This window comes from Dactylosporangium sp. NPDC049742 (assembly GCF_040674675.1).
GTDB classification, from domain to species: Bacteria; Actinomycetota; Actinomycetes; order Mycobacteriales; family Micromonosporaceae; genus Dactylosporangium; species Dactylosporangium maewongense.
Map to the genome: position 1 here is coordinate 16,127 of NZ_JBFANF010000091.1, position 24,349 is coordinate 40,475.

Below are 24,349 nucleotides of genomic sequence, written 5' to 3' on the forward strand. Positions count from 1 at the left end.
CCAGGCGGTCAGCCGGTGCTGGCCGCCTCCTGACGGCGGCGGTCCAGGCGGTCAGCCGGTGCTGGCCGCCTCCTGGCGGCGGCGGTCCAGGCGGTCAGCTGGTGCTGGCCGCTCGACCTGACGAGGTCCGGCGCGGGCCGGCCGTAGAGGTACCCCTGGACGAAGCGGTAGCCCAGCCGGTACAGCTCCTCGGCCTGCGCCGCGGTCTCGACCCCCTCGGCGATCGCGGTCAGCTGGAGATGGTTGCTCACGTCGATGAGGGCCCGCGCGATCACGGCCTGCCGCCCCGGCGTACCGACGTGATCCACGAACGACTTGTCCACCTTCAGGATGTCGACCGGCGCCGTCTGCAGCAGGCCGAGCGACGAGTGCCCGGTGCCGAAGTCGTCGAGGGCGATCCGCACGCCGAGCGCGCGCACCGCACGCAGCGTGTCCAGGGCGGTGTCGCTGTCGAAGACCGCGGTCTCGGTCACCTCGACGACCAGGTGCCGCGGCGGCAGGCCGGTGTCGGCGAGCACGGCGGCGACCGACTCGGCGAAGCCGGGCTCCGACAGCTGCCGCGCCGAGACGTTGACGCTCACCCGCTGCGGCGCGTCGGCGCCGAGGGTGGCCCGCCAGTGCGCCATCCGGGCGCACGACTCGCGCAGGATCCAGGCGCCGAGCTCGACGATCAGGCCGTTGTGCTCGGCGACCGGCACGAAGTCCGCCGGGCTGACGAGCCCGCGCAGCGGGTGCCGCCAGCGCACCAGCGCCTCCACCGCGACGGTCTCCCCGGACGGGAGGGCGACGATCGGCTGGTACGCCATGAAGAACTGCGACTCGTCGAGGGCGGTGCGCAGCTCGGCGCCGAGCTCGGCGTGCTCGGACGCCTGCCGGTCGAGGGCGGTGTCGTAGCGCAGCACCCGCCCGCCGGTCTTCTTCGCCGCGTACATGGCGACGTCGGCGCGGCGCAGCGGCTCGAACTCCTCGCCGGTGCCCAGGCAGTCCGCGACGCCGACGCTGGCGCGCACCAGCAGCCGGTGCGAACCCACCTGGAACGGCCGCTCCAGGGCCTCGGCGTAGGCGGCCACGTCGCCGCCGGGCAGCAGCAGCGCGAACTCGTCGCCGCCGAGCCTGGCCACGGTGTCGCCCGGGCGGGCCACCGACCGCAGCCGCTCGGCGACGGCGATGAGGAGCCGGTCGCCGACGCCGTGGCCGAGCCGGTCGTTGATGCCCTTGAAGTCGTCGAGGTCGATCAGCGCGACCGTCGCGGGGGTGTCGAGCGCCGCCCGGATGCGCGCCTCCAGCTCCCGCCGGTTGGCCAGGCCGGTCAGGTCGTCGAGCATGGCGAGCCGGTGCACCTGCCGGACCAGCCCCGCCATGCGTACGCCCACCAGCAGGAACAACACGACGGCGCAGGCACCGACCGGCAGCCAGTCGATGTCGTGCGGCCGGGTGACGCCCTGCACCAGGAGCACGCCCGGGGCCAGCAGCGACGAGCTGGCCAGGGTCAGCAGGCGCACCCACCCGACCGTCGCCCGCGCCTCCCGTGCCTTCGCCCGGGGCGCTCTCGACGACGGGTGCAGCCCCGCGGCCGCCCACAGCACGTAGGACAGCATCCAGCCGGCGTCGAACAGCCCGCCGCCATAGGAGGTGTACGACGTGACGATCGAGTACATGACGTCGGCGCAGTTCAGCAGGGCGAGCGAGGTGGCGAGCAGGCCGATCCCGGCGTCGCGCACGGCGCCGGAGACGAACAGCCTGGCGAGCATGGCCAGCAGCAGCGCGTCGAACGCCGGGTACGCGAGCGCCACCACCCGCGTGCCGATCGCGGAGCCGTCGTGCGCGATCGGCTGCATGAGGAACGTCCACAGCACCAGCCCGGCGCCGGTCGCCACGATCGAGGCGTCCAGGACCGCCGCGCGGCTCCGGCCGGCCCGCTGCCGGACCAGCACGAACACGCCGGAGGCGAGCAGCGGGTACGCGGCCAGGTAGAGCGCGTCCGCCACCGACGGGAACGGGTCCTGGTGCAGCACGTGCGCGTAGTACGTGTAGACGGCGTCGCCGCTCGACCACAGCAGCATGCCGGCCGCGAACAGCCACCACGCGGGCCGTTCCTTCGCGGCCTGCCTCGGGGCCACGGCGAGCAGTACCGTCGCGGCGGAGGCGCCGAGCCCGTCGTAGACCAGACCGGCGGCGAGCGACCCGATGGGGAGCAGGAAGTAGCCGACGGTCGCCAGCACGCCGGCGACCGTCCACCACATCCACAGCTTCCCCCGCACCTGTGCTATTTCGGCGGGGTTGCCGCCTGGTTGAGGGTGCTTCAGCTCACGGTGTCGAGCTGCGCCCGCAGCTGTGACTTGGGCCGCGCCCCGACCACCTGCGACACCAGCTCCCCGCCGCGGAACAGGCTGAGCGTCGGCATCGACAGCACCCCGTACGCCCGCACCGTCTCAGGGTTCGCATCCGAATCGATCTTCACGATCCTCGCCCGGCCCTCGTACTCCTTGGCCAGCTCCTCCAGCACCGGCGACAACCGGTGGCACGGCGGGCACCATTCCGCCCAGAAGTCCACCAGCACCGGCAGCTCGCTGCCGAGCACCTCCGCGGCGAACGTGGCGTCCGTGACATCCTGCATGACTCAGCCCAGCTCCTTCACGATCGTGGCCCGGATCCGCCGCAGCCGCACGATGTAGTCGTCGATCTCGGCGAGCCGGCGGGTGAGCACCTCGACCGACCCGGGGCACTCCGCACCCGAGCTGTGCCCCTCGCGGATGCACTCCACGAACGGCCGGGTGTCCTCCAGGTTGAACCCGATCTCCAGCAGGGCGCGGATCTCCCGCACCAGCCGCAGGTCCTCCTCGTCGTACTCCCGGTACCCGTTCGACGTCCGCTTGGCGCTGAGCAACCCCTGCTGCTCGTAGTACCGCAGCGCCCGCGCACTCGTCCCGGCCTGCTCCGCCAGCTCACCGATCCGCATGCCGCCAACCGTAAACCTTGCCACCAGCGTCAACGCCAGCCTGTAATTCCCCCCACCGCTGTCGCGGCGGGTCCCTGCGGGGATTCTCACCCGCACCCCAATGCGCCGCTCCGCGACGCACAGGCGCGCGTGCCGCGCTGCCTGGGACTGCGCGTGCGCAGCATCCGGTGGCCGGCCATCGCCCCACCCGCCGCTCACCACCGACGCCATGCCCGGTGATCGAAGTCGCGCGGTGGCCGTCCGGACGACCACAACCGTCCTTGGATCACGAGCCGCGTGAGCCGGGGACGGAAGGGCTCCCGAGACGTAAGTGCAGGTCCGCATCTCGGCGCGGGAAGCCACGGTGCCACCTGACAAGGCGTCGGTCGTGTTCGTCGTTCGGCGCCCCCGCCCGTGATCGAAGTCCCGTGGTGGCCGTCCGGACGACCACAACCGTCCTTGGATCACGAGCCGCGTCAGCCGAGGACGGAAGGTCTCCCAGGGCGTGGGTGCAGGTCCGCATCTCGGCGCGGAAGCCGTGGTAACGCCACCGGACATAACGTCGGTCGTGCTCGCCGCCCGGCGCACCCGCCCGTGATCGAAGTCGCGCGGTGGCCGTCCGGACAGCCACAACCGTCCTTGGATCACGAGCAGCGTCGGCCGGGGGACGGAAGGGCCCCGAGGCGTGGGTGCAGGTCCGCATCTCGGCGCGGGAGGCCACGGCAACGGCACCGGACATAGCGTCGGTCGTGCTCGCCGCCCAGCGGCGCCGCCCGTGATCGAAGTCGCGCGGCGGCCGTCCGGACGACCACAACCGTCCTTGGATCACGAGCGGCGTCAGCCGGGAACGGAAGGTTCCCCGAGGCGTGGATGCAGGTCCGCATCTCGGCATGGGAGGCCACGGCAACGCCACCGGGCACAGCGTCGGTCGTGTTCGTCGTTCGGCGGCGCCGTCCGTGATCGAAGTCGCGTGGTGGTCGTCCGGATGGCCACGACTGTCCTTGGATCACGAGCGGGGTCAGCGGGCGGGCTTGGGTCTCAACGGGGGAAGGTGCGGATCAGGGGTCTGGGGCTGGCGGTGAGGCGGGCGAGGTAGCTGCGTTCGACCGAGGCGACGAACCACGCAGGGTCGCGGTGGATCTGCTGGGGCGAGAAGTGCAGGACCACGGCTCCCGCCTCGGTGAGCCGGGCATGGCGGCGGAGGGTGCGTTCCCAGCCCTCCGGGGACAGGTGGTATGAGCGGGAGTCGACCTCCAGGGCGAGACCGACGTCGGGGATCCAGCCGTCCGGTGAGGGAAGTGCCGTGCCGTCGAGGGTCTTCAGAACGGGGTTCCACAGCATGGCCGGCAGCATCGTGGACCTGGCGAGGAGTGCCCGGGCGTCGCCCTCGGCGACCGACCTGACGCCGGTGAGCACCTCGGCCACGGCTCGACGCAAGAAGGCGGTGCCGGCCTTGGGTGCGGCTGCCAGTTCCCGGGCCAGGTCCTCGACGGTGCAGTGGGCGGACTGCACCGCCTCGGCGACCATCGCCCGCACCCGGCCCGGGTCGGTGCACAGCCTGGACGCCTCGACCACGCAGCGCTCAGGGGAGATGACCCGCAGCGGCCCGTAGCGCCGGCTGAAGGGATCCGGGCGGGTCGTACGGTGGACGCGGACGAAACCGGTCGACGGGACCCGGCTGTTGCAGGGGACGACGATTCGGACACAGCGCTCGCGGGGTGCGGTGTGGAAGCCGTGCACGACGAGCGCCGAGGCGACGGTCAGGCAGGCGGAGGGGCCGCCGTAGAGCAGGGCGGCGATCGCCTGCTGGTGAGGGCTGAGCTCGCCGCTGAACGTCGCGTAGACGCCGGGTAGCCGGGCCGTCCATCGGCCGGTGTGCAGGCGCCAGCGCAGCTGTGACCTGGTCACGCCGGCGGCGGTGAGTTGTGAACGGGCGATGAGGCCGTGCTGAGTGTCCCCCATGAGGCCCGACGGTGCCGCAACGCCGCGCGGAGCGGCAAGGGGCTGACCAGAGCTGTGGATACGCGGGAGAACGACCACGAGCGTCCACCCATGATCCAATCCCCCGCAGCACAGCCTCAGCCGGCCAGGTGGCCCCAGTGGGGTTCCAGGTCGTGCCAGGTGCCCTGGGCGGCGGCGGTGCCGTCGAGGAGGACGACGACGCGGTCGGCCTGGGTGAGGGCGGCGCGCTTGGAGGTGGAGCCGATCACGGTGACGCCGTGGGCGCGGAGGGCGCGCCAGAGGGCGAGCTCCGTCGTGACGTCGAGGGCGGAGGACACGTCGTCGGCGATGAGGAGCTCGGTGCGGGGGGCCAGGGCGCGGGCGAGGGCGAGGCGCTGGAGCTGGCCGCCGGACAGGCGGGTGCCCTTGTGGCCGATGAGCAGGCCCAGGCCGGCGCCGGCCGCGGCGAGGTCGTGGGTGAGCTGCGCGGTGGAGACCGCGTCGTCGGGGTCGACCTCGTGGCCGAGGCTGATGTTGTCGGCGACGGTGCCGGACAGCACGCGCGGGAGCTGGGCGACGTAGCCGATCTGGTTGGGGCGCAGGAACATCTCGGGTTCGGTGACGGGCTCACCGTTCCAGCGCAGGGCGCCGGTGTGGTGGACGATGCCGGCCAGGGCGCGCAGGAGCGAGGACTTGCCGGAGCCGACGGGGCCGACGACGAGGACGAGCTCGCCGCGGGAGACGGTGAGGTCGAGGTCGCGCACGGCGACGGTGCCGTCCTCGTGGACGGCGGTGAAGCCGTCGAGGTCGAGGCGGCGCAGCGGGCGGCGCGGCGGCGCGACCGGGGCAGGTGCGGTGCCCAGCGAGAGGTCGACGCCGGGTACCTGCGCCGCGTACTCCGCCTCGCCGGTCATCGCGACGGTGCGGCGGGTCCAGACGCGGGCGGAGGGCAGTTGCGAGACCAGCGACGCGGTCGTCCACGCGAACCAGCGGGCCGAGCCCAGGGTGGACACGGCGACGAGGGTGGCGCCCGGCGTGAGGTGGCCGGTGAGCAGCAGCGCCCAGGCCCCGATCGGCAGCAGGCCGCTGGCGATGGCCGGGGTGGAGCGGGCCCAGACCTGCATCGAGATCTCCCAGCGCTGCCGGGCGCTGCGGATCTCGTCGAGCTTGGCGAGGTGGTCCAGGACGGGGCTGGTGGCGCCGGCGAGCTTCACCGTGCGGGCGGCGGACAGCGACGAGACGAGCGCGGTGGCGAACGCGGCGCGCGCTGCCACCGTGAAGGTCGCCGAGCGTTTCAGCACGGGGCCGAAGAGGGTGGCGGTGAGGCCCGAGACGACGATCGTGGCGGCCATGAACGCGGCCGGCACCAGGGAGCCCGAGACCAGGGTCATCGAGACCAGGACGAAGGCGCAGATCCACTGGTCGATGAGGTTGTCGGCGAGCACGACGACGCGTTCGGTGTCGCCGCCCTGCGCGACGACCTCGGCGGGCGTGTGGCTGCTGACGCGGCGCGGGCCGGTCTGGCCGTGCACGAGGCGCAGGCTGATCCGCAGCAGCTGCCTGACCCACCACTCGGGGAACCACTTGCCGGTGTAGTACGGCAGCGGCAACGGCAGCAGGAGGCCGGCGACGATCCCGACGGCCGGCCACAGCAGGTCGCCGGTGCCGTCGACGAGGTCGGCCCACAGCCACGGCAGCACCGAGCCGTCGAGGCCGAGGAACACCATGATGGAGAACATGGCGACGGAGACCAGGCCGAACCGGGCGTCGTTGGTGGCGAGCCTGTAGATGTTCCACAGCGTGCGGGCGCGCGGCAGCTTCGGCAGCGGCGGCGGGTCCGTTTTGTCCGTGACGGCGAAGACCAGCGAGCCTTCCAACGGCGGCGGCGCATCGAGCACCGCGACGGACGAGGAAGACGCGGGCACGGTGACACGGACCTCAGAAGACGCCAGCAGCGAGGCGAACCGGGTCGAGGACGACATGGGGCCGGCCTCCACGACGGCACCGTCGGCGAGGACCACGACCTCGTCGCAGCGGCGCACGGAGGACAGCCGGTGCGCGACGATGATGCCGATGCGCCCGACGAGCAGCCGGTCGGTGGCCCGCTGGACCTGTGCCTCGGTGACCGGGTCGAGCCGCGCGGTGGCCTCGTCGAGGATGACGACCTGCGGGTCGCGCACGACGATGCGGGCGAACGCGACGAGCTGCTCCTGCCCGGCGGACAGCGCGTGGCCGCCCTCGCCGAGCTTGGTGTCGATCCCGTCCGGCAGCTCGGCGACCCAGGAGGTGAGGCCGAGCTCCTCCAGCGCGTCGGCGGCCCGGGGCAGCAGCGCGGGGTCGAAGAGGGCGATGTTCTCCGCGAGGGTGCCGGCGAGGATCTCGGTGCGCTGCGGCACGACGGCGATCCACCGGCGCAGCGCCTCGATGTCGAGGTCGAGCAGGTCGGTGCCGCCGAGGAAGACGGTGCCGCGGGGCAGTTCGACGGCGCGGGTCAGCACCTTCGCCAGGGTCGACTTGCCCGATCCGGTCCGGCCGATGAGGGCGTACGAACGGCCCCGCGCGAACGTGAGGCTGACGTCGCGCAGCGCGGCCCGCGCCGTGGAGTCCGCCGCGTACCGGAAGGTCAGGTCCCGCACGACGAGGTCGCCGGCCGCGGGCGCGGCGCCCCCGAGCGGCTCCTGCGGCGAGTCGCGCAGCAGCTGCACCCGGCCCCAGGCGCCCAGCGCGTACTGCAGCTCCGGCACCATCCGGCTGGTGTGCTCGACGGTCGCGCCGAAGCCGAGGGCGAGCAGCCACACGGCGGTGAGGCGCGCGCCGTCGATGTGGCCGGCGGTCAGGGCCCACAGCCCGGCGACGACGATGACCGCGATGCCGGCCCGGACGGTCCCGGCGGCGACGGCCGTGACCGCGCCGGAGCGGTTCCAGACCTGGCGGCCGCGCTCGAGCACGACGCTGGCGCGCCGGGCGTACAGGCGCAGGACGTAGGGACGGGCGAGGCTGGTGCGCACGTCGTCCTGGCCGTGGATGGACTCCTCCATCACGGCGGCGAGGTCGGACCAGGCCTCCTCCTCGCCCATGCGGGCGGTGCCGATCTTCGACGTCGGCTTGCGCAGCACGGCGGTGAGGCCGGCGACGAGCACGACCATGCCGACGCCGGCGGGCCACCAGACGTACAAGGTGGTGCCGATCGACAGCACGCCGAACGCGATCGACTGGGCGATCCGCACGCCGCTGCCGCGCAGCTCGGAGCCGACCTGGTAGACGTCGCCGTCGATGCGGTCGAGCAGCTCGCCGACCGGCGTGGTCTCCAGGGTCGGCAGGTCCTGGCCGAACGCGACCCGGCACAGCCGCCGGCGCACGTCGGCGGACCAGTCGGCGGTGACCCGAGCCATGATGAGCCCGACGAGGAGATCGGTGGCCACGGCGGCGAAGAGCGCCACCGCGAGGACCACGAACATGGTCCATGATCGATGGATCAGGACCGAGCCGGCGACGCCGGCGGCAAGGGCCTGACCGGCGGCGCCGAGGACGACCAGGAACACCACGAAACCGGTGCGGCGCGGCGACGTGGCCCAGAGGTCACGGAGCAGGCGCATGGTGGATCCCCCCGGATCGTTGTGGCGGCCTCTCAGCCTGCGCCGCGACGCGGGGCATTTTCAAACCATTTACAGGAGATCAACCGCCGTCTCGATCGACAGGGCGTGACCTCTGGCGACCGCCGCGGCACGCTCCGCGACCGGCAGGGCGGCCTCGGCGTCCGCCGTGAGCGTGGCGACGTGTGGGCGGGTGCGGTCGGGGCCGCCCCGGGTCTTCCGGGCCGCCGTGAGCAGCGTCACTGCCGTGGCCGGGTCACCGCCGAGCAGCAGGACCTCCGCCGCATCCTCGAGCACGGCTCCGGCGACGGGCCCGTCGAACGCGTCGCGGGCGTGTTCAAGAGCCACCGCGGCCATGGTACGGGCGGCCGCCGTCGCACCTTCCCGGGCGCGCACCACCGCCAGTCCGCCGTGGACTGCCGCGAGCAGCTGCGGCGAGGCGCGGTCGGCGCCGAGCACCTCGGCCGCGCGGCCGAACCGCTGCCGGGCGTCGGCGAGCCGGCCGGCCCGCAGCGCCCGGTCGGCTTGCACGTATTCGACGTAGGCGATCCCGTCGGGCAGCCCGACCTTGAGCGCCGTGTGCCGCGCCTGGTCCAGCATCGCCTCCGCCTCCTCCGTGCGGCCGAGCAGCTCGTACAGCTGGGCGAGCCGCACCTCGGCGGGCGGCCGGTCCTCGGTGGCGCCGAGCACGTCGAACAGGCGCAGCCCTTCCTCGATGTGCCCGGCGGCGGTCGCGTAGTCGCCGCGCCGGGCGTGGATCTCGCCGAGGGACTGCAGCGACGCCGCCATCCCCCACCGCTCCCCGATGGCCCGGAACCCGGCGAGCGCGAGGTCGAAGCGCGCGACCGCGGCGTCGTACGGGATGCCGACGTTCATCTCGGCGTGGCACAGCAGCAGCTGCCCGAGGCTCGACAGCCACGGGTCGGGGTCGTCCAGGAGCGCGCCGATGCGGTCGAGGGTGGCCTCGCTCGACCCCTGGCGGAACAGCATCGCGACGGCCTGGAACAGCCGGAACATCGGGTGGTCGCCCTGGTGGGCGAACGCCTCGTCGAACCACTCGTTCACCTGCGAGGCCTCGCCGACGCCGTCGAACCCGTTGACGGCGGCGACCCCGCACGCCATCGCGCGCGCCCCGGGGTCGCACGGCCCGTCGAGCGCGAGGGCCGCGACGGCCAGGGCGCCGCCCTCGACCCGGTGCCCGCGCATCCACCAGTACCAGCTGAGGACCAGCACGAACCGGACGGCGAGGTCGGCGTCGCCGTCGGCGATCGCGCGGCGCAGCGCGCCGTGCAGGTTGTCGTGCTCGGCGGACAGCACGGCGAGGGACTCGAGCTGCCCGGCGGTGCGCAGCGACGGCTCGAGCCGGTCGGCGAGCGTCAGGAACCAGGTCGCGTGCCGGTGCCGCAGCCGCACGGTCTCGCCCTGCTCGTCGAGGCGCTGCAGGCCGTAGGCGCGGATGGTCTCCAGCATCCCGTACCGCCCGCCGGCCTCCACCAGCAGCGACTTGTCGACCAGCGCGGCGATCAGCTCGACCGGGTCGCCGAGCGCGCCGTCCGGGTCGCAGACGGCCGCGGCCGCCTCCAGGGTCGCCCCGCCGGGGAAGACGGCGAGCCGGCGCAGCATCGCCCGCTCGGGCTCGGTGAGCAGGTCCCAGCTCCAGTCGACGACGGCCCGCAGCGTCTGGTGGCGCGGCAGCGCCGTGCGGCTCCCCCGGGTCAGCAGCCGGAACCGGTCGTCGAGCCGGTCCGCGACCTGCGCCGCGGTCATCGACCGGCAGCGCGCCGCCGCCAGCTCGATCGCGAGGGGCATCCCGTCCAGGGCCCGGCAGATCCGGAGGGCGGATCCGTCCAGCCGGAAGCCCGGCCGTACCGCGGCCGCCCGGTCCGACAGCAGCCGCACCGCCGCCGAGTCCAGCGCGTCCGCGGGCAGCGGCCCGACCGGCAGCAGCACCTCGCCGGTGATGCCGAGCGGCTCCCTGCTGGTGGCGAGCACGCGCAGGTCCGGGCAGTCGCCGAGGAGCCGGTCCGCGAGCGCCGCGGCGGCCTCGACGACGTGCTCACAGTTGTCGAGGATGAGGAGGATCCGCCGGTACGACAGAGCCTCCGCGATCCTTGGCAACGCCACCGTCGCCCGCCGGACGGGCCCGGCCGCCGCCGACGGGTCCCGCATGCCCAGCCCGGTCCACACCGCCTGCACGACGTCCGCGGGGTCCGTGACGTTGGCCAGCTCGACGATCCACACCCCGTCCCGCGGCGCGGCGGCCCGCCCGGCCTCGGTCGCCAGCCGCGTCTTGCCCGCTCCCCCGGGCCCGACCAGCGTCACCAGCCGCGCCGTGGCGAGCGTGTCCCGCAGCGCCCGCAGCTCCTCCGCCCGCCCGACGAAGCTGGTCAGCGGCGCCCGCAGGTTCCCCGCCCCGTTCGCCGCGGACTCCTCCGGCGCGGCCTCCCCAGGCGTCGACGGCGGCCCCGCCGCGTGGTGGCCGGGTGGGGCGCTGCGGAGGATCGCCAGGTAGGTGGAGGTCAGCGCGGCGGACGGGTCGGCGCCCAGCTCCTCGGCGAGGGTCTCGCGGCAGCGGGTGTAGGCGCGCAGCGCGTCGGCGGTGCGGCCCTCGGCGTGCAGGGCGCGCATCAGCAGGTCGACGAGGCGCTCCCGGAGCGGGTGGGCGGCGACGGCGGCCTCCAGGTCGGCCACGACGCGGCGGCCGAGGGACAGCTCGGCGGCGGTCCGGTCCTCCGTCGCGGCCAGGCGCAGCTCGTCGAGCGTGGCCCGCCGGGCGAGCACGAGCGGCGCCTCCCCCGCGTCCTCGAGCGCCGGGCCCCGCCACAGCGCCTCCGCGTCGCGGAACAGGCGCACCGCGGCGGCCGGGTCCTCGGCCAGCAGCGTCCTGGCGTGCTCGACCAGGTCGGCGAACAGGAGGTGGTCGACGTCGCGGGGGTCGACGTCGAGCTGGTAGCCGGACGGGCGGGCGAGCAGCATCCCGTCAGGCAGGATCCGGCGCAGCCGGGACACGAGGGACTGCAGGGCGTTGGTGGCGTCGCCCGGCGGGGTGCCGCCCCAGATGCCGTCGGCGAGGCGGGCGCCGGTGACCGGCCGCCCGGCGTCCAGCGCGAGCAGCGTGACCAGCACCCGCAGCCGCGCACCGCCGATCTCGACGGGCGCGCCGGACGTGGCCCGCACCTCGAGCGGCCCCAGCACCCCGATCCGCACGTCCCCGATTGTGCCCCGCCGCGCGCAGAACGAGGGTTTCCACCCGGCGCCGCGCGTTGTACGGTGCCGAGAGAGCGCTCTCCCAGCTCCACCGCATCGACCGTGACCAATCACACGGTCCGCGTCCACCCGCCCGGACGTCCCCGGCACCGCCCGCCGACCCGCCATCGGCCGCATCGTCGCGCCCATCGGCAGGACTCCGCCGCTGGTGGACACCCCCGCCTGAGGAGATTCCCGCATGAACGACCCGCACGAAGTGCACACACCACCGCCCGCGCCCGCCCCGAAGCGCCGCTTCCGCGGGTGGGTCGCCGCCGGTACCGCCGCCGCCACCGTCGCCCTGGTGGCGGTCACCGCCGTCGCGAACGCCGCGACCACCGCCGGCACGGCGCAGGCCGCGGCGGCGGCCGTGCCCGCGCCACCGGCAGGCTTCACGCTGACCTGGAGCGACGACTTCGGCGCCGCCGCCGGTACCGGCGTCAACACCGCCAACTGGAAGTACGACACCGGGCCGGGCAGCAGCTTCGGCACCGGCGAGATCGAGACGATGACCAGCAGCACCGCCAACGTGTTCCACGACGGCAACGGTCACCTGGCGCTGCGGGCGCTGCACTCGGGGACCGACCCGCGGGCCGGCTGGACGTCGGGCCGGATCGAGACGCAGGCCGCGACGTTCGGCGCCGAGCCCGGCGGCGTCGTGCGGATGGAGTCCTCGCTCCAGCAGCCGGACGTGACGACCGCGAACGGCGCCGGGTACTGGCCCGCGTTCTGGATGCTCGGCTCCACGCTGCGGACCGGGACCAGCTGGCCGACCAGCGGCGAGATCGACATCATGGAGGACATCAACGGGCGCAGCTCGACGTTCGGCACGCTGCACTGCGGGGTCAACCCGGGCGGGCCGTGCAACGAGTCGACCGGCCTCGGCAGCGGCGAGCGGCCGTGCGCCGGCTGCCAGACCGGCTACCACACGTACGCGGTGGAGATCGACCGGTCGAAGTCGCCGGAGGAGATCCGCTGGTACCTGGACGGCGCGCTGTACTTCACCCTGCCGGCGACCCGGGTCGACGCCACGACCTGGGCCAACGCGGTGCACCACCCGTTCTTCATCATCTACGACCTGGCGATCGGCGGCGGCTTCCCCGACGCGTTCGGCGGCGGGCCCAACGCCGCCACGGTCTCCGGCGGGCAGCTGAACATCGACTGGGTCGCGGTCTACAACAAGGGCCCCGGCACCGTGCCGCCGACGAACAACGTCGCGCTGGGCAAGCCGACCACGGCGTCCTCGAACGAGGGCGGGGCGGGCTGCCCGGCCTGCGCCACCGACGGCAACCTGAACACCCGCTGGTCGAGCGCGTTCAGCGACCCGCAGTGGCTGCAGGTGGACCTGGGCCAGACGTACAACATCACCAACGTCGCGCTCAACTGGGAGGCGGCGTACGGCAAGGCGTACAAGATCCAGACCTCCAACGACCAGCTGACGTGGGTCGACGTCGCCGCGACCACGACGGGCGACGGCGGCACCGACGTCTGGAACGTGAGCGGCTCCGGCCGGTACGTGCGCATGTACGGCACACAGCGCGGCACCGCGTACGGCTACTCGCTGTGGGAGATGTCGGTCAACGGCACGCCGGGCACCAACACCGGCGGGACCCTGGTCTCGCAGGGCAGGCCGACGACCGCCTCGTCGACGGAGAACGCCGGCACCGCCGCGGCGAACGCCACCGACGGCAGCGGCAGCACCCGCTGGTCGAGCGCCTTCAGCGACCCGCAGTGGCTGCGGGTCGACCTCGGCGCCGTCATGAACGTCAACAAGGTCGTGCTGAACTGGGAGGCCGCCTACGCGAAGGCGTTCCAGGTGCAGACGTCCACCGACGGCACCACCTGGACGACGATCTACTCCACGACGACGGGCACTGGCGGCGTGCAGACGCTCAACGCGAGCGGGTCGGGCCGCTACGTCCGGGTCCTCGGCACCCAGCGCGCCACGAACTACGGCTACTCGTTGTTCGAGTTCCAGGTGTACGCCATGACCTGCTGCACCCCGTAACAACACCCCGCGCGTGTCGGCCGGCCGGCCACCGGAATCCGGCCGGCCGCACGTCGCGGACGGCGCAGTATCACAGGATGTGCCCGACCCGTGGCACGGCAACCGGATCGAACCGGTCCGGGACCGTGCCCGCCACGACCGGCCGTGACGCTTGCCCCTCACGCACAACGGCGGGCACGGAGGTCGGGCATGGCACGGAAGTCGTGGGCGGTGGCCGCGGCGCTGACGGTCGGGCTGACCCTCGCCCCGACCGCGGCGTCCGCCGCCACGAACAAGCCCGCCGCTACGAAACCCGCCGCCGCGAAGCCGGCCGCGACGAAGCCGGCCGCGACGAAGCCGGCCGCGACGCCGGCCACGAAGACCCCGACCGACTCGAAGGCGAAGACCATGGCCGGCTCCCGGGCGATGTGGTTGTGGTCGCAGGCCGATCCGGCGGCCGTCGTGCCGTGGGCCACCGGCCAGCGCATCACGGAGATCTTCGTGGCGGTGCCGTGGCAGCCGACCGCCGCGCAGCTCGCCCGGCTGAAGGACCTGCGGACCCGCACGCGCGCCGCCGGCATCCGGCTCTCCGCCCTCGGCGGCGACCCGTCCTGGGCCCTCGACGCCGCGTCGGCCGTCGCCTGGCGCAAGCGGGCCACGGCGACCGGCCTCTTCGACGGGATCCACCTGGACGTCGAGCCGTACCTGCTGCCGGGCTGGACCACCGACCAGCCGCGGATCGTCGCCGGTTACCTGGCGATGCTCGACGCGGTCCGCACCGCCGGCCCGGAGCCGCTCGACGCGGACGTGCCCTTCTGGCTCGCGACCGTGCCCGCGGGCAAGGGCAACCTCGCCGACGCCGTCATCGCGAGGGTGCACGCGATCACGGTCATGTCGTACCGCGACAGCGCGGCGGGCGTCGTCGGCGTCGGCGCGGACCTGCTCGCCCGCGGGCAGAGCGCCAGCCGCCCGGTGCGCCTCGCCGCGGAGACCCAGCCGCTGGCCGGCTGCGCCTACTGCACGTTCGCCGCGGGCACCCGGTCCGCCCTGTCCACCGCATTGTCCACAGTGGACACAGAGGCGGCGCGGTACACCTCCTTCAACGGCATCGCGATCCATGACTACGACAGCTGGTCGAGCATGGCCGCATGAGCCTTGACACGTGTCGCCCTCCGCCGCCAAGGTCGGTGCAACGCATCGCCGTCGATCTGCGGAAGGGCTACGGATGGCCAGCAGCGAGCACAGGTACGTCATCGTCGGGGCGGGACCCGCCGGAGTTCAACTGAGCTACTACCTGCAGCAGCACGGTGCCGACTACCTGACACTCGAGAGCGGGGACGCACCGGGCGGGTTCTTCACGAAATTCCCCCGGCACCGGCGGCTCATCTCGCTGAACAAGGTGCACACCGACAGCACCGACCCGGAGATCCGGCTGCGGTGGGACTGGAACTCCCTGCTCAACGACGACCCGGAGCTGCTGTTCCCGAAGTTCAGCGAGGAGTACCTGCCGGCGGCCGACGACCTGGTCGGCTACCTCGCGGAGTTCCAGCGGGTGCACCGGCTCAACATCCGGTTCGGCACGACGGTCGAGCGGATCACCAGGACGGGTGACGGGTTCACGGTGCGCACGGCGCAGGGTGACGTGCGCGCGGCGTGCGTGATCGTCGCGGCCGGCTGGGGAGCGCCGTTCGTGCCCGCCATCAAGGGCATCGAGCACGCCGTCGGGTACGAGGACATGGACATCGACCCGAAGGCATACGACAACCAGCGGGTGCTGATCATCGGCAAGGGCAACTCGGCGTTCGAGACCGCGTCGGCGATCCTCGGGCGGGCGTCGATGGTGCACCTCGCCAGCCGGCAGCCGCTGCGGCTCGCGTGGAACACCAAGCATCCCGGGGACGTCCGCGGGCAGTACGGCGCGATCCTCGACAGCTACCAGTTCAAGACGCTGCACTCGGTGCTGGACTGCACGATCGACGAGATCCGTCCCGTCGACGGGCGCTTCCAGGTGTCGATCACGTACACGCACGCCCAGGGCGAGACCGCCGTCCTCGACTACCACACGGTGCTGCGCTGCACCGGCTTCCAGATGGACACCGGCATCTTCGACGAGACCACGAGCCCGCAGATGATCCGCGACGGGCGGATGCCCGGGCTGCGCCCTGACTGGCAGTCCAGCAACGTCAACGGCCTGTACTTCGCCGGCACCATCGCGCAGGCACGGGACGTGAAGCACGCGTCGTCGCCGTTCATCGACGGCTTCCGGTACAACCTGCGGACCTTCACCCGGATCCTGCGGGAGCGCTACGAGGGCGTGCCGCTGCCGCGCACGGCGACGCCGGCCGACCCCGGGTCGCTGGCGGAGCTGATGCTCGACCGGGTCAACTGGAGCTCGGCGCTGTGGACCCAGTTCGAGTACCTGTGCGACGTCTTCGTCCGCGACGAGGACACCGGCGACTTCCACCACTACGAGGACCTGCCCGAGGACTACGCCGTGGACCGGTTCGCGGACGCCCGGCACTGGTACACGCTCGCGCTGCGCTGGGGGCGGGACGACTACGGCGACGTCTTCGCCATCGAGCGCCACCCCACCCCCGACCGCGCCAGGGAGAGCGCCTTCATCCACCCGGTGATCCGCCGGTACCGCGGCACGGAGCTGGTCGCCGAGCAGCACCTGCTGGAGGACCTCCTCGCGGAGTGGCGGCGCCCGGACCGGCACGTCGAGCCGCTCGTGGACTTCCTGGCCAAGGACTTCACCAGCGAACCATGACCTCCTCGAGGGGCTTGCGGGTCAGGTCCGGGACGCGGGCGTCCGGCGCGGGGTAGCCGACGGGCATCACCACGTACGGGCGCTCCTCCGGCGGGCGCTCGCACACCTCGTTGAGGAACCGCATCGGGCTGGGCGTGTGCGTCAGGGTGACCAGGCCGGCGTGGTGCAGCGCGGTGATCAGCAGGCCGACCGCGATGCCGACGGACTCCTTGACGTAGTACGGCTTCGGGCTGTGCGGCCCCCGGTGCACCTCGAACACGACGATGACGGCGGGTGCGGTCTCCAGGAACGGCTTGTGCCAGTCGGTGCCGAGCGCGGAGAGCGCACCCAGCCACTCCTGCGGGGCGCGCCGCTCGTAGAAGTCGCGCTCCTCCGCCTCCGCCGCCTCGCGCAGCCGGCGCTTGCGGGCCGGGTCGGTCAGCACGACGAACCGCCACGGCTGCACGTTCGCGCCGCTGGGCGCGGTCGAGGCGGCGCGGATCGCGGCCTCGATCACCCCGTCCGGCACCGGGTCGGCGGCGAAGTCCCGCACGGAACGGCGCTGCGCCATCCGCTCCGCGAACACCTCCGCCGCGCGGACCATGTCCGCCGGCGGCCTGCGGTCGTGCCGGATCGGGACGGTGGCGAGCAGCTCTGCGTCGGACACCTTGTGGCCTCCCTGCGAGGGTCGGCCGGTCGCCCAGGCGGCGCCCGGCCCCTCCAGCGTCGCGGAGACCGGTGCGGTTCGTCGCTATGCGGACGTGCTCTCTTCGACTGTCATCGATGCCATTACTTGACCTGCGGGCACGCCGGGGGCGGTGTGGGCGGCGAGCTCGTCGACCACGTCGGTGAGCCGGTCGCGCCGCGCCGCGGCGGCGCGCTGGCGGGTGGCGCCGTCACCGCCGGTGGCGAGCCGTGCCAGCCAGCCCTCGACCCGCGCGCGGTCGCCCGCCTCGTCCAGCGCCGGCCGGGCGAGCGCAACGAGGCGCTCGGCCAGCGCCGCCGCGGGCAGCAGCCGCCCGGTGGCGACGTCGACGCCGTGGCCGCCCATCCCGTCGCGGGCGGCCCGCCAGTACGACAGCCGCATCAGCTCGGCGAGCGGCCTCGGCCCCTCGTCGCCCTTGTCCACGGCGTCGCCGGCGACGACGACGAGCGCCCGCACCAGCGCCGCGAGCGCTGCGGACTCGTCGGCGGTGACGGGCACATCGGCCACCCGGACCTCGAGGGTCGGGTGGTTCGCCGACAGCCGCAGGTCCCAGAAGATCGTGCCCCGGTCGACCAGCGCGCCCGCGTCGAGCAGCATGTCGACGTGGTCGTCGTACTGGCGCGCGGAGGTCAGGAACGGCGGCGGACCGGCCACGGGCCAGCGCCCCCACGTCACGCTGCGCCAGCTCGCGTAGCCGGTGTCCCGCTCGGCCCAGTACGGCGAGTTGGCCGTGAGCGCGATCAGCACCGGCAGGTGCGGGCGCAGGTGGTTGCCGATCAGCACGGCGCGGTCCCGGTCGGGTTCCTCCACGTGGACGTGGACGGCGCAGATCGCGAGCTCGTCGTGCAGCCCGCGGAAGGTGGCGTTGCCGAGGTCCTGGCGGGGCCCCTCGGTGATGGGCGGCGGCACGGCCCGGCCGAGCACGGGCGAGCCGCTCGCGATCACCCGCAGCCCCGCCGGCGCGGCCGCGGCCTGCACGGCGGCGCGCCCACCGGCGAGCTGCGCGGCGAGGTCGTCGACGCTACGACACGGGTCGGTGCGGGTCTCGACCTGCAGCTTGGTGATCTCCCCGCCGACCCTGGCGCCGAGGGCGGGGCGGGCCGCGTCGACGACCGTCGCGGCCTCCGGGACCACCTCGCCCCTGGCCGCGTCGACGACGAGGAACTCCTCCTCGACGCCGACCAGAGGGACTGCCGATGCCGGGCGCTGCGCCGAGGTCATGCCGACGCACGTTACGGGATCCCGCCCGCCTTCGCGGCCTCGGCACGCCTTGCCGCGGCGAGCGTTTCGACGAGACCGGCGAGCAGCGCGGCCCGCTCCGGCATGCGGTCCAGGCGGATGTACTCGTCGGCGGCGTGCGCGCCACCGCCGACCGCGCCGAGGCCGTCGAGGGTCGGCACGCCGAGCGCGGCGGTGAAGTTGCCGTCGGACGCGCCGGCCGCGTACGCCCCGTCGAGGTCGGCGATGCCGAGCCGGCGTGCGGTCGTCCGGGCCAGGGCCAGCAGCGGGCGGGCGAGCTCCGCCGGCATCGGGTACCGGTTGATCCCGCCGCCCACCGCCAGGGTCGCGTCCGACAGGACCGGGACCAGCCCGCGGATGGCGTGGTCGACGCGCTCGAGCTCGTCCCTCGTCCAGGCCCGCACGTCGACGGCCAGGCTGGCGCTCTCGGGCACGGTGTTCGTCGTCGTGCCGGCCGACAGCAGGGTGGGCGTGACGGACGTGCCGCCGCTGTCGGCCACGCCGAGCCGGCCCAGCGCGAGCACCTGGTGGGCCACCTCGACCGTCGCGTTGATCCCGCGCTGCGGCTCGACGCCGGCGTGCGCGGCGCGGCCCTGGATGGTGAGGCTGTACACCGAGCCGCCCTTCCGAGCCACCTTCACGTGCCCCTCCGGCGTGGCCGCCTCGCAGACGAGCACCGCGGCGGAGCGCCGCGCCTCGGCCTCGATCAGCGGCCGCGACGTGACCGACCCGGTCTCCTCGTCGCAGGTGAGCAGCACGCCGACCGCCGAGGTGTCCTCGACCAGGCGCAGCGCCGCGAGCATCTGCACGATGCCGCCCTTCATGTCGAGCACGCCGGGACCCGTCGCGATGTCCCCTTGTACGGTGAAGGGCCTGGACCTGGTCGTGCCGACCGGGAAGACCGTGTCGAAGTGGCCGAGGAGCAGCACCCGCTGATCGGCGGCCGGCCACAGCAGGTGCGGCAGGCCGTCGATCACGACCCGCCGGGCGGGCCGGCCGAGCACCTGCGAGCCCCAGCGGGCGAGCAGATCGGCACAGGATTCGAGATGGGGCAGCGAGCCCGGCGGCGACTCGCACGCGACGAGCGTGGCCAGCCGGTCGACCATGTCTGCCAGGAGTTGCTGCGCGGATTGGAGCAGGCGGCGTTCACGATCCATTCATCGACGATCGCAGTTGGATCGGGCCCGGTCACCCTTGTGTTTGCTCAGTCCATCGGAATGGCGTTGCCGTAGCCGACCTCGACGACGCGGCGGGCCGACTCGGCGTAGGCGTCGCGGCCCTCGGGCGCGAACGTGCCGAGCCCGTCCACGTACCGGTTGAACATGCAGAACGCGGCGGCGATGAGCACCGTGTCGTGGATCTCCACGTCGGTCGCGCCCTCCGCGCGGGCGGCCTCGACCAGCTCCGTGGTCACCTGGCGGCCGCTGACCTGGACCGCGCCGGCGATGCGCAGCAGCGCCCGCAGCTTGGCCGAGACCGGGGCGGTGTCGAGGTCCGCGCGCACCTGGTCGACGAGCGTGTAGCCCTCGTCCAGCTGCACCGCGGCGAACGCCGAGTGCGACGCGCAGCAGAAGTTGCAGTCGTTGCGGCCGGACACGTACGCGGCGATCAGCTCCCGCTCCCCCGCCGGCAGCGAGTGCGGTGCGCGCAGCAGCACCTCGGCCAGCTCGTTGAGCGGCTTCGCCGTCTCCGGGCGGAACCGCATCGGTCCGGTGATGCCCGGGAACTGCTTCTCGTCGACCCCGAGATCGATGTGTGCCATGTCGCTCCCCTTCCGGTATTGGCTGTCACGATGCCACTTTCTCCGGCGTCCGTGTTTCTCCGTTCGTGCGGTGCTTCTGTCCACTGTGGACATGATTGAATGACACGTGACCTATGACGTCCTGGTGCTCTGCGGCGTGGGGGTGGACACCATCGTCCGCGTCCCCGACCTGGCCATCCCGCCCGGCGACAACCTGCACGTCGACCCCGTCCGGGACTACGTCGCCCACTCCGGCAACGGTGTGGCGCTCGGGTTCCACGCGCTCGGGCTGCGGACCAAGTTCATCGACTTCCTGGGCGACGACCCGCAGGGCGCGCAGATCCTGGCCCGCTACGCGGCCGCCGGCCTCGACTTCGCGCATCTGCCGGCCCCGAACGGCACGCCCCGCAGCGTCAACCTGGTCGACGCCGCCGGCCGCCGGTTCTCGTTCTTCGACCCGCGCCACCCGGCCGACCTCGTCCTGCCGCCGGACGCGTACCTGCCGGCCCTGGCGCAGTCGCGGCACGTGCACATCGCCGCGGGCCGGGCCGCCGCCGCGTTCGGCGAGGCGCGCCGGCTGGGCATCACGACGTCGACCGACATCCACGCGTGGGACGGCACGTCGGAGTGGGGCCTGACCCTGTCCCGCGAGGCCGACCTGGTGTTCCTCAGCGCCGAGGCCGCCCCGGACCGGATCGACGACCTCATGCACACCGTCCTCGACGCGGGCCGGGCGACGCTCGTCGTGGCGACCCGCGGCGCCGCCGGCTGCCAGGTGCTCGACCGCGCCGACCGCCGTATCGTCCGCTACCCGGCCGTCACCCCGGACCGCCCGGTCGTCGACAGCAACGGCGCGGGCGACGCCTTCAGCACCGCCTTCATGAGCCGCTGGTTCGCCGGCCGGCCCGTCGCCGAGTGCGCCCTGGCCGGCGCGGTCTCGGGCGCGTACGCCTGCGGCGCCCCGGGCACCCACGAGGACCTCATCACCGCCACCGGCCTGACCACCCGCCTGTCCGCCCTGTCCCCCGCCCCGCTCACATGATCCGGAAGACTTCGTGCACTCCTGGGTGCACAAGGTCTACCGGATCACGGAAAGCGCTGGCCGGACCGCAACCGCCGCCGCGGCTCAGCCTCCACGCCAGTTCCTCGTGATCCGGAAGACTTCGTGCACTCCCGGGTGCACAAGGTCTACCGGATCACGGAAAGCGCCGGGACCTGCCGGAGCGGGGTGAGCGGCGCGGCGTACGGGTGCGGGAAGCCGCGGCCTGGGCGGTGAGGCCAGCCACGGCCAGCGCCGCCAGCGTCACCCCGACCATCGCCGCGGGCCCGCCGAGCGGCGGCAGGCCGGTGCCCTTGAGCCCGGGCAGCGTGCCGCCGACGGCGAACCACGCGAGCCCCGCCCCCAGCACCCCCGCGACACCGGCCGCCGCGACGAGGACCAGCACCACGAACGGCTCGACCAGCGTGCCGGTCGAGCGGCGCAGGCCCTGGACGCGCAGGGCGCGCAGGTCGTGGGTGCTGGTGCCGATCGCGGCCACCGCGAGGCCGGCCGCGCCGAGGACCGCCGACAGCCAGCCGGCCATGAGGTAGAAGCGCAGGCCGAGCGCGGTGCCGCCGGCGGCGATCGCGGCGCGGGTGTCGGCGACGGTGCGGCGGCCGGTGACCGTGAGGCCCTGCGCGCGCAGGGCGTCGACGATGCCCGGCGGCGCGGTCGCCGACAGCCACACCTCGGCGCCGGTGGCGCGGCCGTCGTCCTCGGCGGTGAGGTCGGCGTACTCCAGGTCGACGAGGGCGCCGGCGGTGCCGACGCGGGGCAGGCGGGTGGCGCTGAACTCGGCGACCGGGACGGCCTTGCTGCCGAAGGTCTTGAACTCGGCGTCGGGCAGCGGGGCGGTGGTCGCGACCGGCAGCTCGGCCGGGCCGAAGGCGGGGCGCAGCACGCCGGCGCCCGACTGGGAGGTCATCGGCAGGCTGAAGGTGATCCCGTCGGCGCCGCGCACGGCGGTCGCGCCCGGTGCGGTGCGCCACTCGGTCTGCGGCGGCGAGTGCAGGGTCACCACGATGGTCGGCCCGACGTACGGCGGCAGCTTCGCGGCGATCTCCACGAGGCGGCAGCCGCGCACGCACATGGGGGTTTCGCCGGTGTACGTCTTCCGCCCCAGCACCAGCTTGCCCAGGTCGGCGCTGGCGGTGGGCTGGCCGTCGAGCGGGGCGAGGGTGGCGGTGAGGACGACGTCGGGGCGGTCGAGCACGGAGACGGTGACGTCCAGGGCGATCTTGGCGCCGGTGTGCGTGACCGCCTCGGCGGGCGCCGACGGGTGCAGCCGCGCGGCCACGTCGGCGACGGGTGGCGCGCCGGCGGGCCACAGCGCGACGGCCGGCAGGCGGGCCGCGTCGACGGCGACGGCACCGGGGTTGTCGTCGGAGTCGCGGATCGGCACCACCGCCATCGCGGACCGCCCCTCGGGGTCGGCGGCGCGGACGGCCCGCAGCAGCTGGGTGCGGCTGGTCGCGTCGACGTTGAGGACGACGGGCGCGCCGGTGGCGAGGGCGGCCTGGTCGCGCTGCCGCTGGTCGACGGCGGACGTCGTGCCCGCGGCGAACGCGAGCGACCCGACGGCCAGGGTGAGCAGCGCGAGGAGCCGCGCGCCGACGGGCCGCCGCGCCAGCCGGAACCCGGCGAGGGCCCCGGCGAGCCGGAACCGGCCGGCGGAGGGGCGGCGCAGCACCCTGGCGGCGGCCAGCCCGCTCAGGATCGGTCCGACCCGGCCGGCGAGGACCGCGACCGCGAGCAGGACGAGGGCCGGCGCGAGCAGGGCGACGCCGCCGGGCCGGCCGCGGACCTGCGCGACGGCGACGACGGCGGCCACGACGAGGACGCCTTCCAGGGCGAGGCCGCGCCAGCGGGCGGTGTGCCGGTCGACCTGCCGCAGCAGCGCGGACACGGGCGCGGACACGGTGCGCAGCGCGACCGTGAGGGCGACGGCGAGCGCGCCGAGGACGGCGACGGCCGCGTACGGCCAGGCGCCGCGGATCTGCCAGCCGCCGGCGGCGGTGAACCCGAGCGCCGCCCCGGTGAGCACCGACAGCAGCGTCTCCCCCGTCGCCAGCCACCACCGGCCGGGGCGGGCCACGCCGCGCAGCGCGATGACGCCGTGCTCGAAGCGGCGGGCCCGGATGACGGTGGACACGGCGAGCGTGATGACGGCCCAGGCGAGCAGCAGCACGGGCGCGACCGCGAACGGGACGGCGGCGCGGACCTCGGTGCGGCGCTCGGCGATGCGGTCGAGCAGCACGTCGAGGTCGGTGTTGAGCCGCGCCTCCTCGGTGCTGCGCTGCTGCGCCTTCTCGGCCCACTCGCGCAGCGCGGGGAGGGTGTCGACGGTGATGGCGCCGGGCAGCGGGTACGCGTCGTAGGACTCCAGCTCCGCCGGCCGCGAGAACGTGTCCAGGGTGCGCCGGTCGACCTGGAACGCGTCGCGCATGCCGCCGGCGCGGCCCCAGTAGGGTTCCCCGGCGTCGCGGGGCTCGACGACACCGACGATCGTGAGCGCGGTCGCCGGCCCGGCGGGCACGTACCGGCTGGACAGCTGGTCGTACCTGGAGCCGGTCAGCGACATGGTGTCGCCGGGGTGCAGGCCGAGCCGGTCGGCGGTGCGCCCGGAGAGGATCGTGTCGCCGGTGCCCATCAGGCAGCGGCCGGCGACGACGCGGACGTGCGCGCAGATGTTCTCGCGGAACACGACGGTGGTGAGCTGCGACGCGGTCGCCATCGCCAGGTCCTCGGGCTGCGCGGGGAACTGGGCGGAGAACACGGTCGCGTAGCCGGGGGCGTCGAGCCAGCCGCCGGCGAGGCTCTGGAACGTCTTGGCCATGCTGCCGCCGCCGGAGGACAGCACCTCGCCGGTGATGAGCACGGTCCGCTCGCTGGGCGCGGCGGCGGCCACCTCGGAGCGGACGATCCGGTCGTCGGCGGCGGTGAGGTACGCGGGCGCGGCGAGCGCCCCGGCGGTGGCGAGCGCGGTCAGCAGCATGACGGTCGCGGCCCGCCCCCGCCGCGACCACAGCATCGCCAGCACGAGCCCGATCACCGCGACCCCCTCCCCGCCGCCGGGTCGATCTCGCGGCTCTTGGAGATGTCCCAGTTCTGGCAGAAGCGGCAGCCGAGGTCGCAGCCCGCGGTGGCGATGGACAGCACCGGCGAGCCCG

Annotated in this window: 15 protein-coding genes; 4 read left to right on the forward strand and 11 right to left on the reverse strand. The window is 74.1% G+C overall.

The genetic code is table 11. The features are described 5' to 3' along the window. Positions 1 to 8: 8 nt before the first annotated feature. The 6 genes from AB0J72_RS53760 to AB0J72_RS53785 form a co-directional block, all read right to left on the reverse strand. Positions 9 to 2,261 carry a bifunctional diguanylate cyclase/phosphodiesterase gene (locus tag AB0J72_RS53760; RefSeq protein WP_363415346.1) on the reverse strand — a complete coding sequence of 751 codons (2,253 nt, stop codon included), beginning with the start codon at positions 2,259 to 2,261 and terminating at the stop codon, positions 9 to 11. Positions 2,262 to 2,302: 41 nt separating this feature from the next. Next, positions 2,303 to 2,617 carry a thioredoxin gene (trxA, locus tag AB0J72_RS53765; RefSeq protein ID WP_363415349.1) on the reverse strand — a complete coding sequence of 105 codons (315 nt, stop codon included), beginning with the start codon at positions 2,615 to 2,617 and terminating at the stop codon, positions 2,303 to 2,305. A 3-nt stretch (positions 2,618 to 2,620) separates the two neighbouring features. Continuing rightward, on the reverse strand, positions 2,621 to 2,959 hold the full coding sequence (locus AB0J72_RS53770; RefSeq protein ID WP_363415352.1) for a MerR family transcriptional regulator: 339 nt from the start codon (positions 2,957 to 2,959) through the stop codon (positions 2,621 to 2,623). 1,017 nt (positions 2,960 to 3,976) lie between these two features. Then, positions 3,977 to 4,900 carry a hypothetical protein gene (locus AB0J72_RS53775; protein WP_363415355.1) on the reverse strand — a complete coding sequence of 308 codons (924 nt, stop codon included), beginning with the start codon at positions 4,898 to 4,900 and terminating at the stop codon, positions 3,977 to 3,979. 116 nt (positions 4,901 to 5,016) lie between these two features. After that, entirely contained in the window at positions 5,017 to 8,475 is a 3,459-nt protein-coding gene (locus AB0J72_RS53780) for an ABC transporter ATP-binding protein (RefSeq protein ID WP_363415357.1), read from the reverse strand. Between the two features lie 69 nt (positions 8,476 to 8,544). Beyond that, complete coding sequence (locus tag AB0J72_RS53785; RefSeq protein WP_363415360.1) at positions 8,545 to 11,679, reverse strand: BTAD domain-containing putative transcriptional regulator; 3,135 nt, start codon at positions 11,677 to 11,679, stop codon at positions 8,545 to 8,547. A 238-nt stretch (positions 11,680 to 11,917) separates the two neighbouring features. Between AB0J72_RS53785 and AB0J72_RS53790 the strand changes: the two genes are divergently transcribed. The 3 genes from AB0J72_RS53790 to AB0J72_RS53800 all read left to right on the forward strand — a co-directional run bounded on the left by AB0J72_RS53790 (position 11,918) and on the right by AB0J72_RS53800 (position 16,475). Continuing rightward, entirely contained in the window at positions 11,918 to 13,726 is a 1,809-nt protein-coding gene (locus AB0J72_RS53790; protein WP_363415363.1) for a discoidin domain-containing protein, read from the forward strand. Positions 13,727 to 13,915: 189 nt separating this feature from the next. Beyond that, entirely contained in the window at positions 13,916 to 14,857 is a 942-nt protein-coding gene (locus tag AB0J72_RS53795) for a hypothetical protein (RefSeq protein ID WP_363415365.1), read from the forward strand. A 73-nt stretch (positions 14,858 to 14,930) separates the two neighbouring features. Continuing rightward, positions 14,931 to 16,475 (forward strand): NAD(P)-binding domain-containing protein, encoded by a 1,545-nt coding sequence (locus AB0J72_RS53800; RefSeq protein WP_363415367.1) that lies wholly within the window; start codon positions 14,931 to 14,933, stop codon positions 16,473 to 16,475. Here AB0J72_RS53800 and AB0J72_RS53805 read toward each other — a convergent pair. From AB0J72_RS53805 to AB0J72_RS53820, 4 genes are all read right to left on the reverse strand, one after another. Continuing rightward, positions 16,459 to 17,058: a nitroreductase family protein gene (locus AB0J72_RS53805; RefSeq protein ID WP_363415378.1), complete on the reverse strand. Its 600-nt coding sequence runs from the start codon at positions 17,056 to 17,058 to the stop codon at positions 16,459 to 16,461. The two genes, AB0J72_RS53800 and AB0J72_RS53805, sit on opposite strands and share 17 nt — an antisense overlap. Before the next feature lie 147 nt (positions 17,059 to 17,205). Continuing rightward, positions 17,206 to 18,381, reverse strand: coding sequence for a glutamate--cysteine ligase (locus AB0J72_RS53810; RefSeq protein ID WP_363415369.1), 1,176 nt, complete (start codon positions 18,379 to 18,381; stop codon positions 17,206 to 17,208). An 11-nt stretch (positions 18,382 to 18,392) separates the two neighbouring features. Beyond that, positions 18,393 to 19,556: a M20/M25/M40 family metallo-hydrolase gene (locus AB0J72_RS53815; protein WP_363415371.1), complete on the reverse strand. Its 1,164-nt coding sequence runs from the start codon at positions 19,554 to 19,556 to the stop codon at positions 18,393 to 18,395. Between the two features lie 47 nt (positions 19,557 to 19,603). Continuing rightward, complete coding sequence (locus AB0J72_RS53820; protein WP_344504223.1) at positions 19,604 to 20,161, reverse strand: carboxymuconolactone decarboxylase family protein; 558 nt, start codon at positions 20,159 to 20,161, stop codon at positions 19,604 to 19,606. 106 nt (positions 20,162 to 20,267) lie between these two features. Between AB0J72_RS53820 and AB0J72_RS53825 the strand changes: the two genes are divergently transcribed. Then, positions 20,268 to 21,182, forward strand: a complete 915-nt coding sequence (locus AB0J72_RS53825) for a carbohydrate kinase family protein (protein ID WP_363415373.1) — start codon at positions 20,268 to 20,270, stop codon at positions 21,180 to 21,182. 154 nt (positions 21,183 to 21,336) lie between these two features. On the opposite strand, the gene AB0J72_RS53830 is transcribed toward AB0J72_RS53825, so the two are convergent. Continuing rightward, positions 21,337 to 24,231, reverse strand: coding sequence for a hypothetical protein (locus AB0J72_RS53830; RefSeq protein WP_363415375.1), 2,895 nt, complete (start codon positions 24,229 to 24,231; stop codon positions 21,337 to 21,339). Positions 24,232 to 24,349 lie beyond the last annotated feature (118 nt).

What these genes read in the sequence shown, in the direction of transcription:
- trxA (WP_363415349.1), bottom strand. Translation starts at nt 2,617, where the DNA reads ATGCAGGATGTCACGGACGCCACGTTCGCCGCGGAGGTGCTCGGCAGC.
- AB0J72_RS53770 (WP_363415352.1), bottom strand. Translation starts at nt 2,959, where the DNA reads ATGCGGATCGGTGAGCTGGCGGAGCAGGCCGGGACGAGTGCGCGGGCG.
- AB0J72_RS53775 (WP_363415355.1), bottom strand. Translation starts at nt 4,900, where the DNA reads ATGGGGGACACTCAGCACGGCCTCATCGCCCGTTCACAACTCACCGCC.
- AB0J72_RS53780 (WP_363415357.1), bottom strand. Translation starts at nt 8,475, where the DNA reads ATGCGCCTGCTCCGTGACCTCTGGGCCACGTCGCCGCGCCGCACCGGT.
- AB0J72_RS53790 (WP_363415363.1), top strand. Translation starts at nt 11,918, where the DNA reads ATGAACGACCCGCACGAAGTGCACACACCACCGCCCGCGCCCGCCCCG.
- AB0J72_RS53795 (WP_363415365.1), top strand. Translation starts at nt 13,916, where the DNA reads ATGGCACGGAAGTCGTGGGCGGTGGCCGCGGCGCTGACGGTCGGGCTG.
- AB0J72_RS53800 (WP_363415367.1), top strand. Translation starts at nt 14,931, where the DNA reads ATGGCCAGCAGCGAGCACAGGTACGTCATCGTCGGGGCGGGACCCGCC.
- AB0J72_RS53805 (WP_363415378.1), bottom strand. Translation starts at nt 17,058, where the DNA reads ATGGTCCGCGCGGCGGAGGTGTTCGCGGAGCGGATGGCGCAGCGCCGT.
- AB0J72_RS53810 (WP_363415369.1), bottom strand. Translation starts at nt 18,381, where the DNA reads ATGACCTCGGCGCAGCGCCCGGCATCGGCAGTCCCTCTGGTCGGCGTC.
- AB0J72_RS53815 (WP_363415371.1), bottom strand. Translation starts at nt 19,556, where the DNA reads ATGGATCGTGAACGCCGCCTGCTCCAATCCGCGCAGCAACTCCTGGCA.
- AB0J72_RS53820 (WP_344504223.1), bottom strand. Translation starts at nt 20,161, where the DNA reads ATGGCACACATCGATCTCGGGGTCGACGAGAAGCAGTTCCCGGGCATC.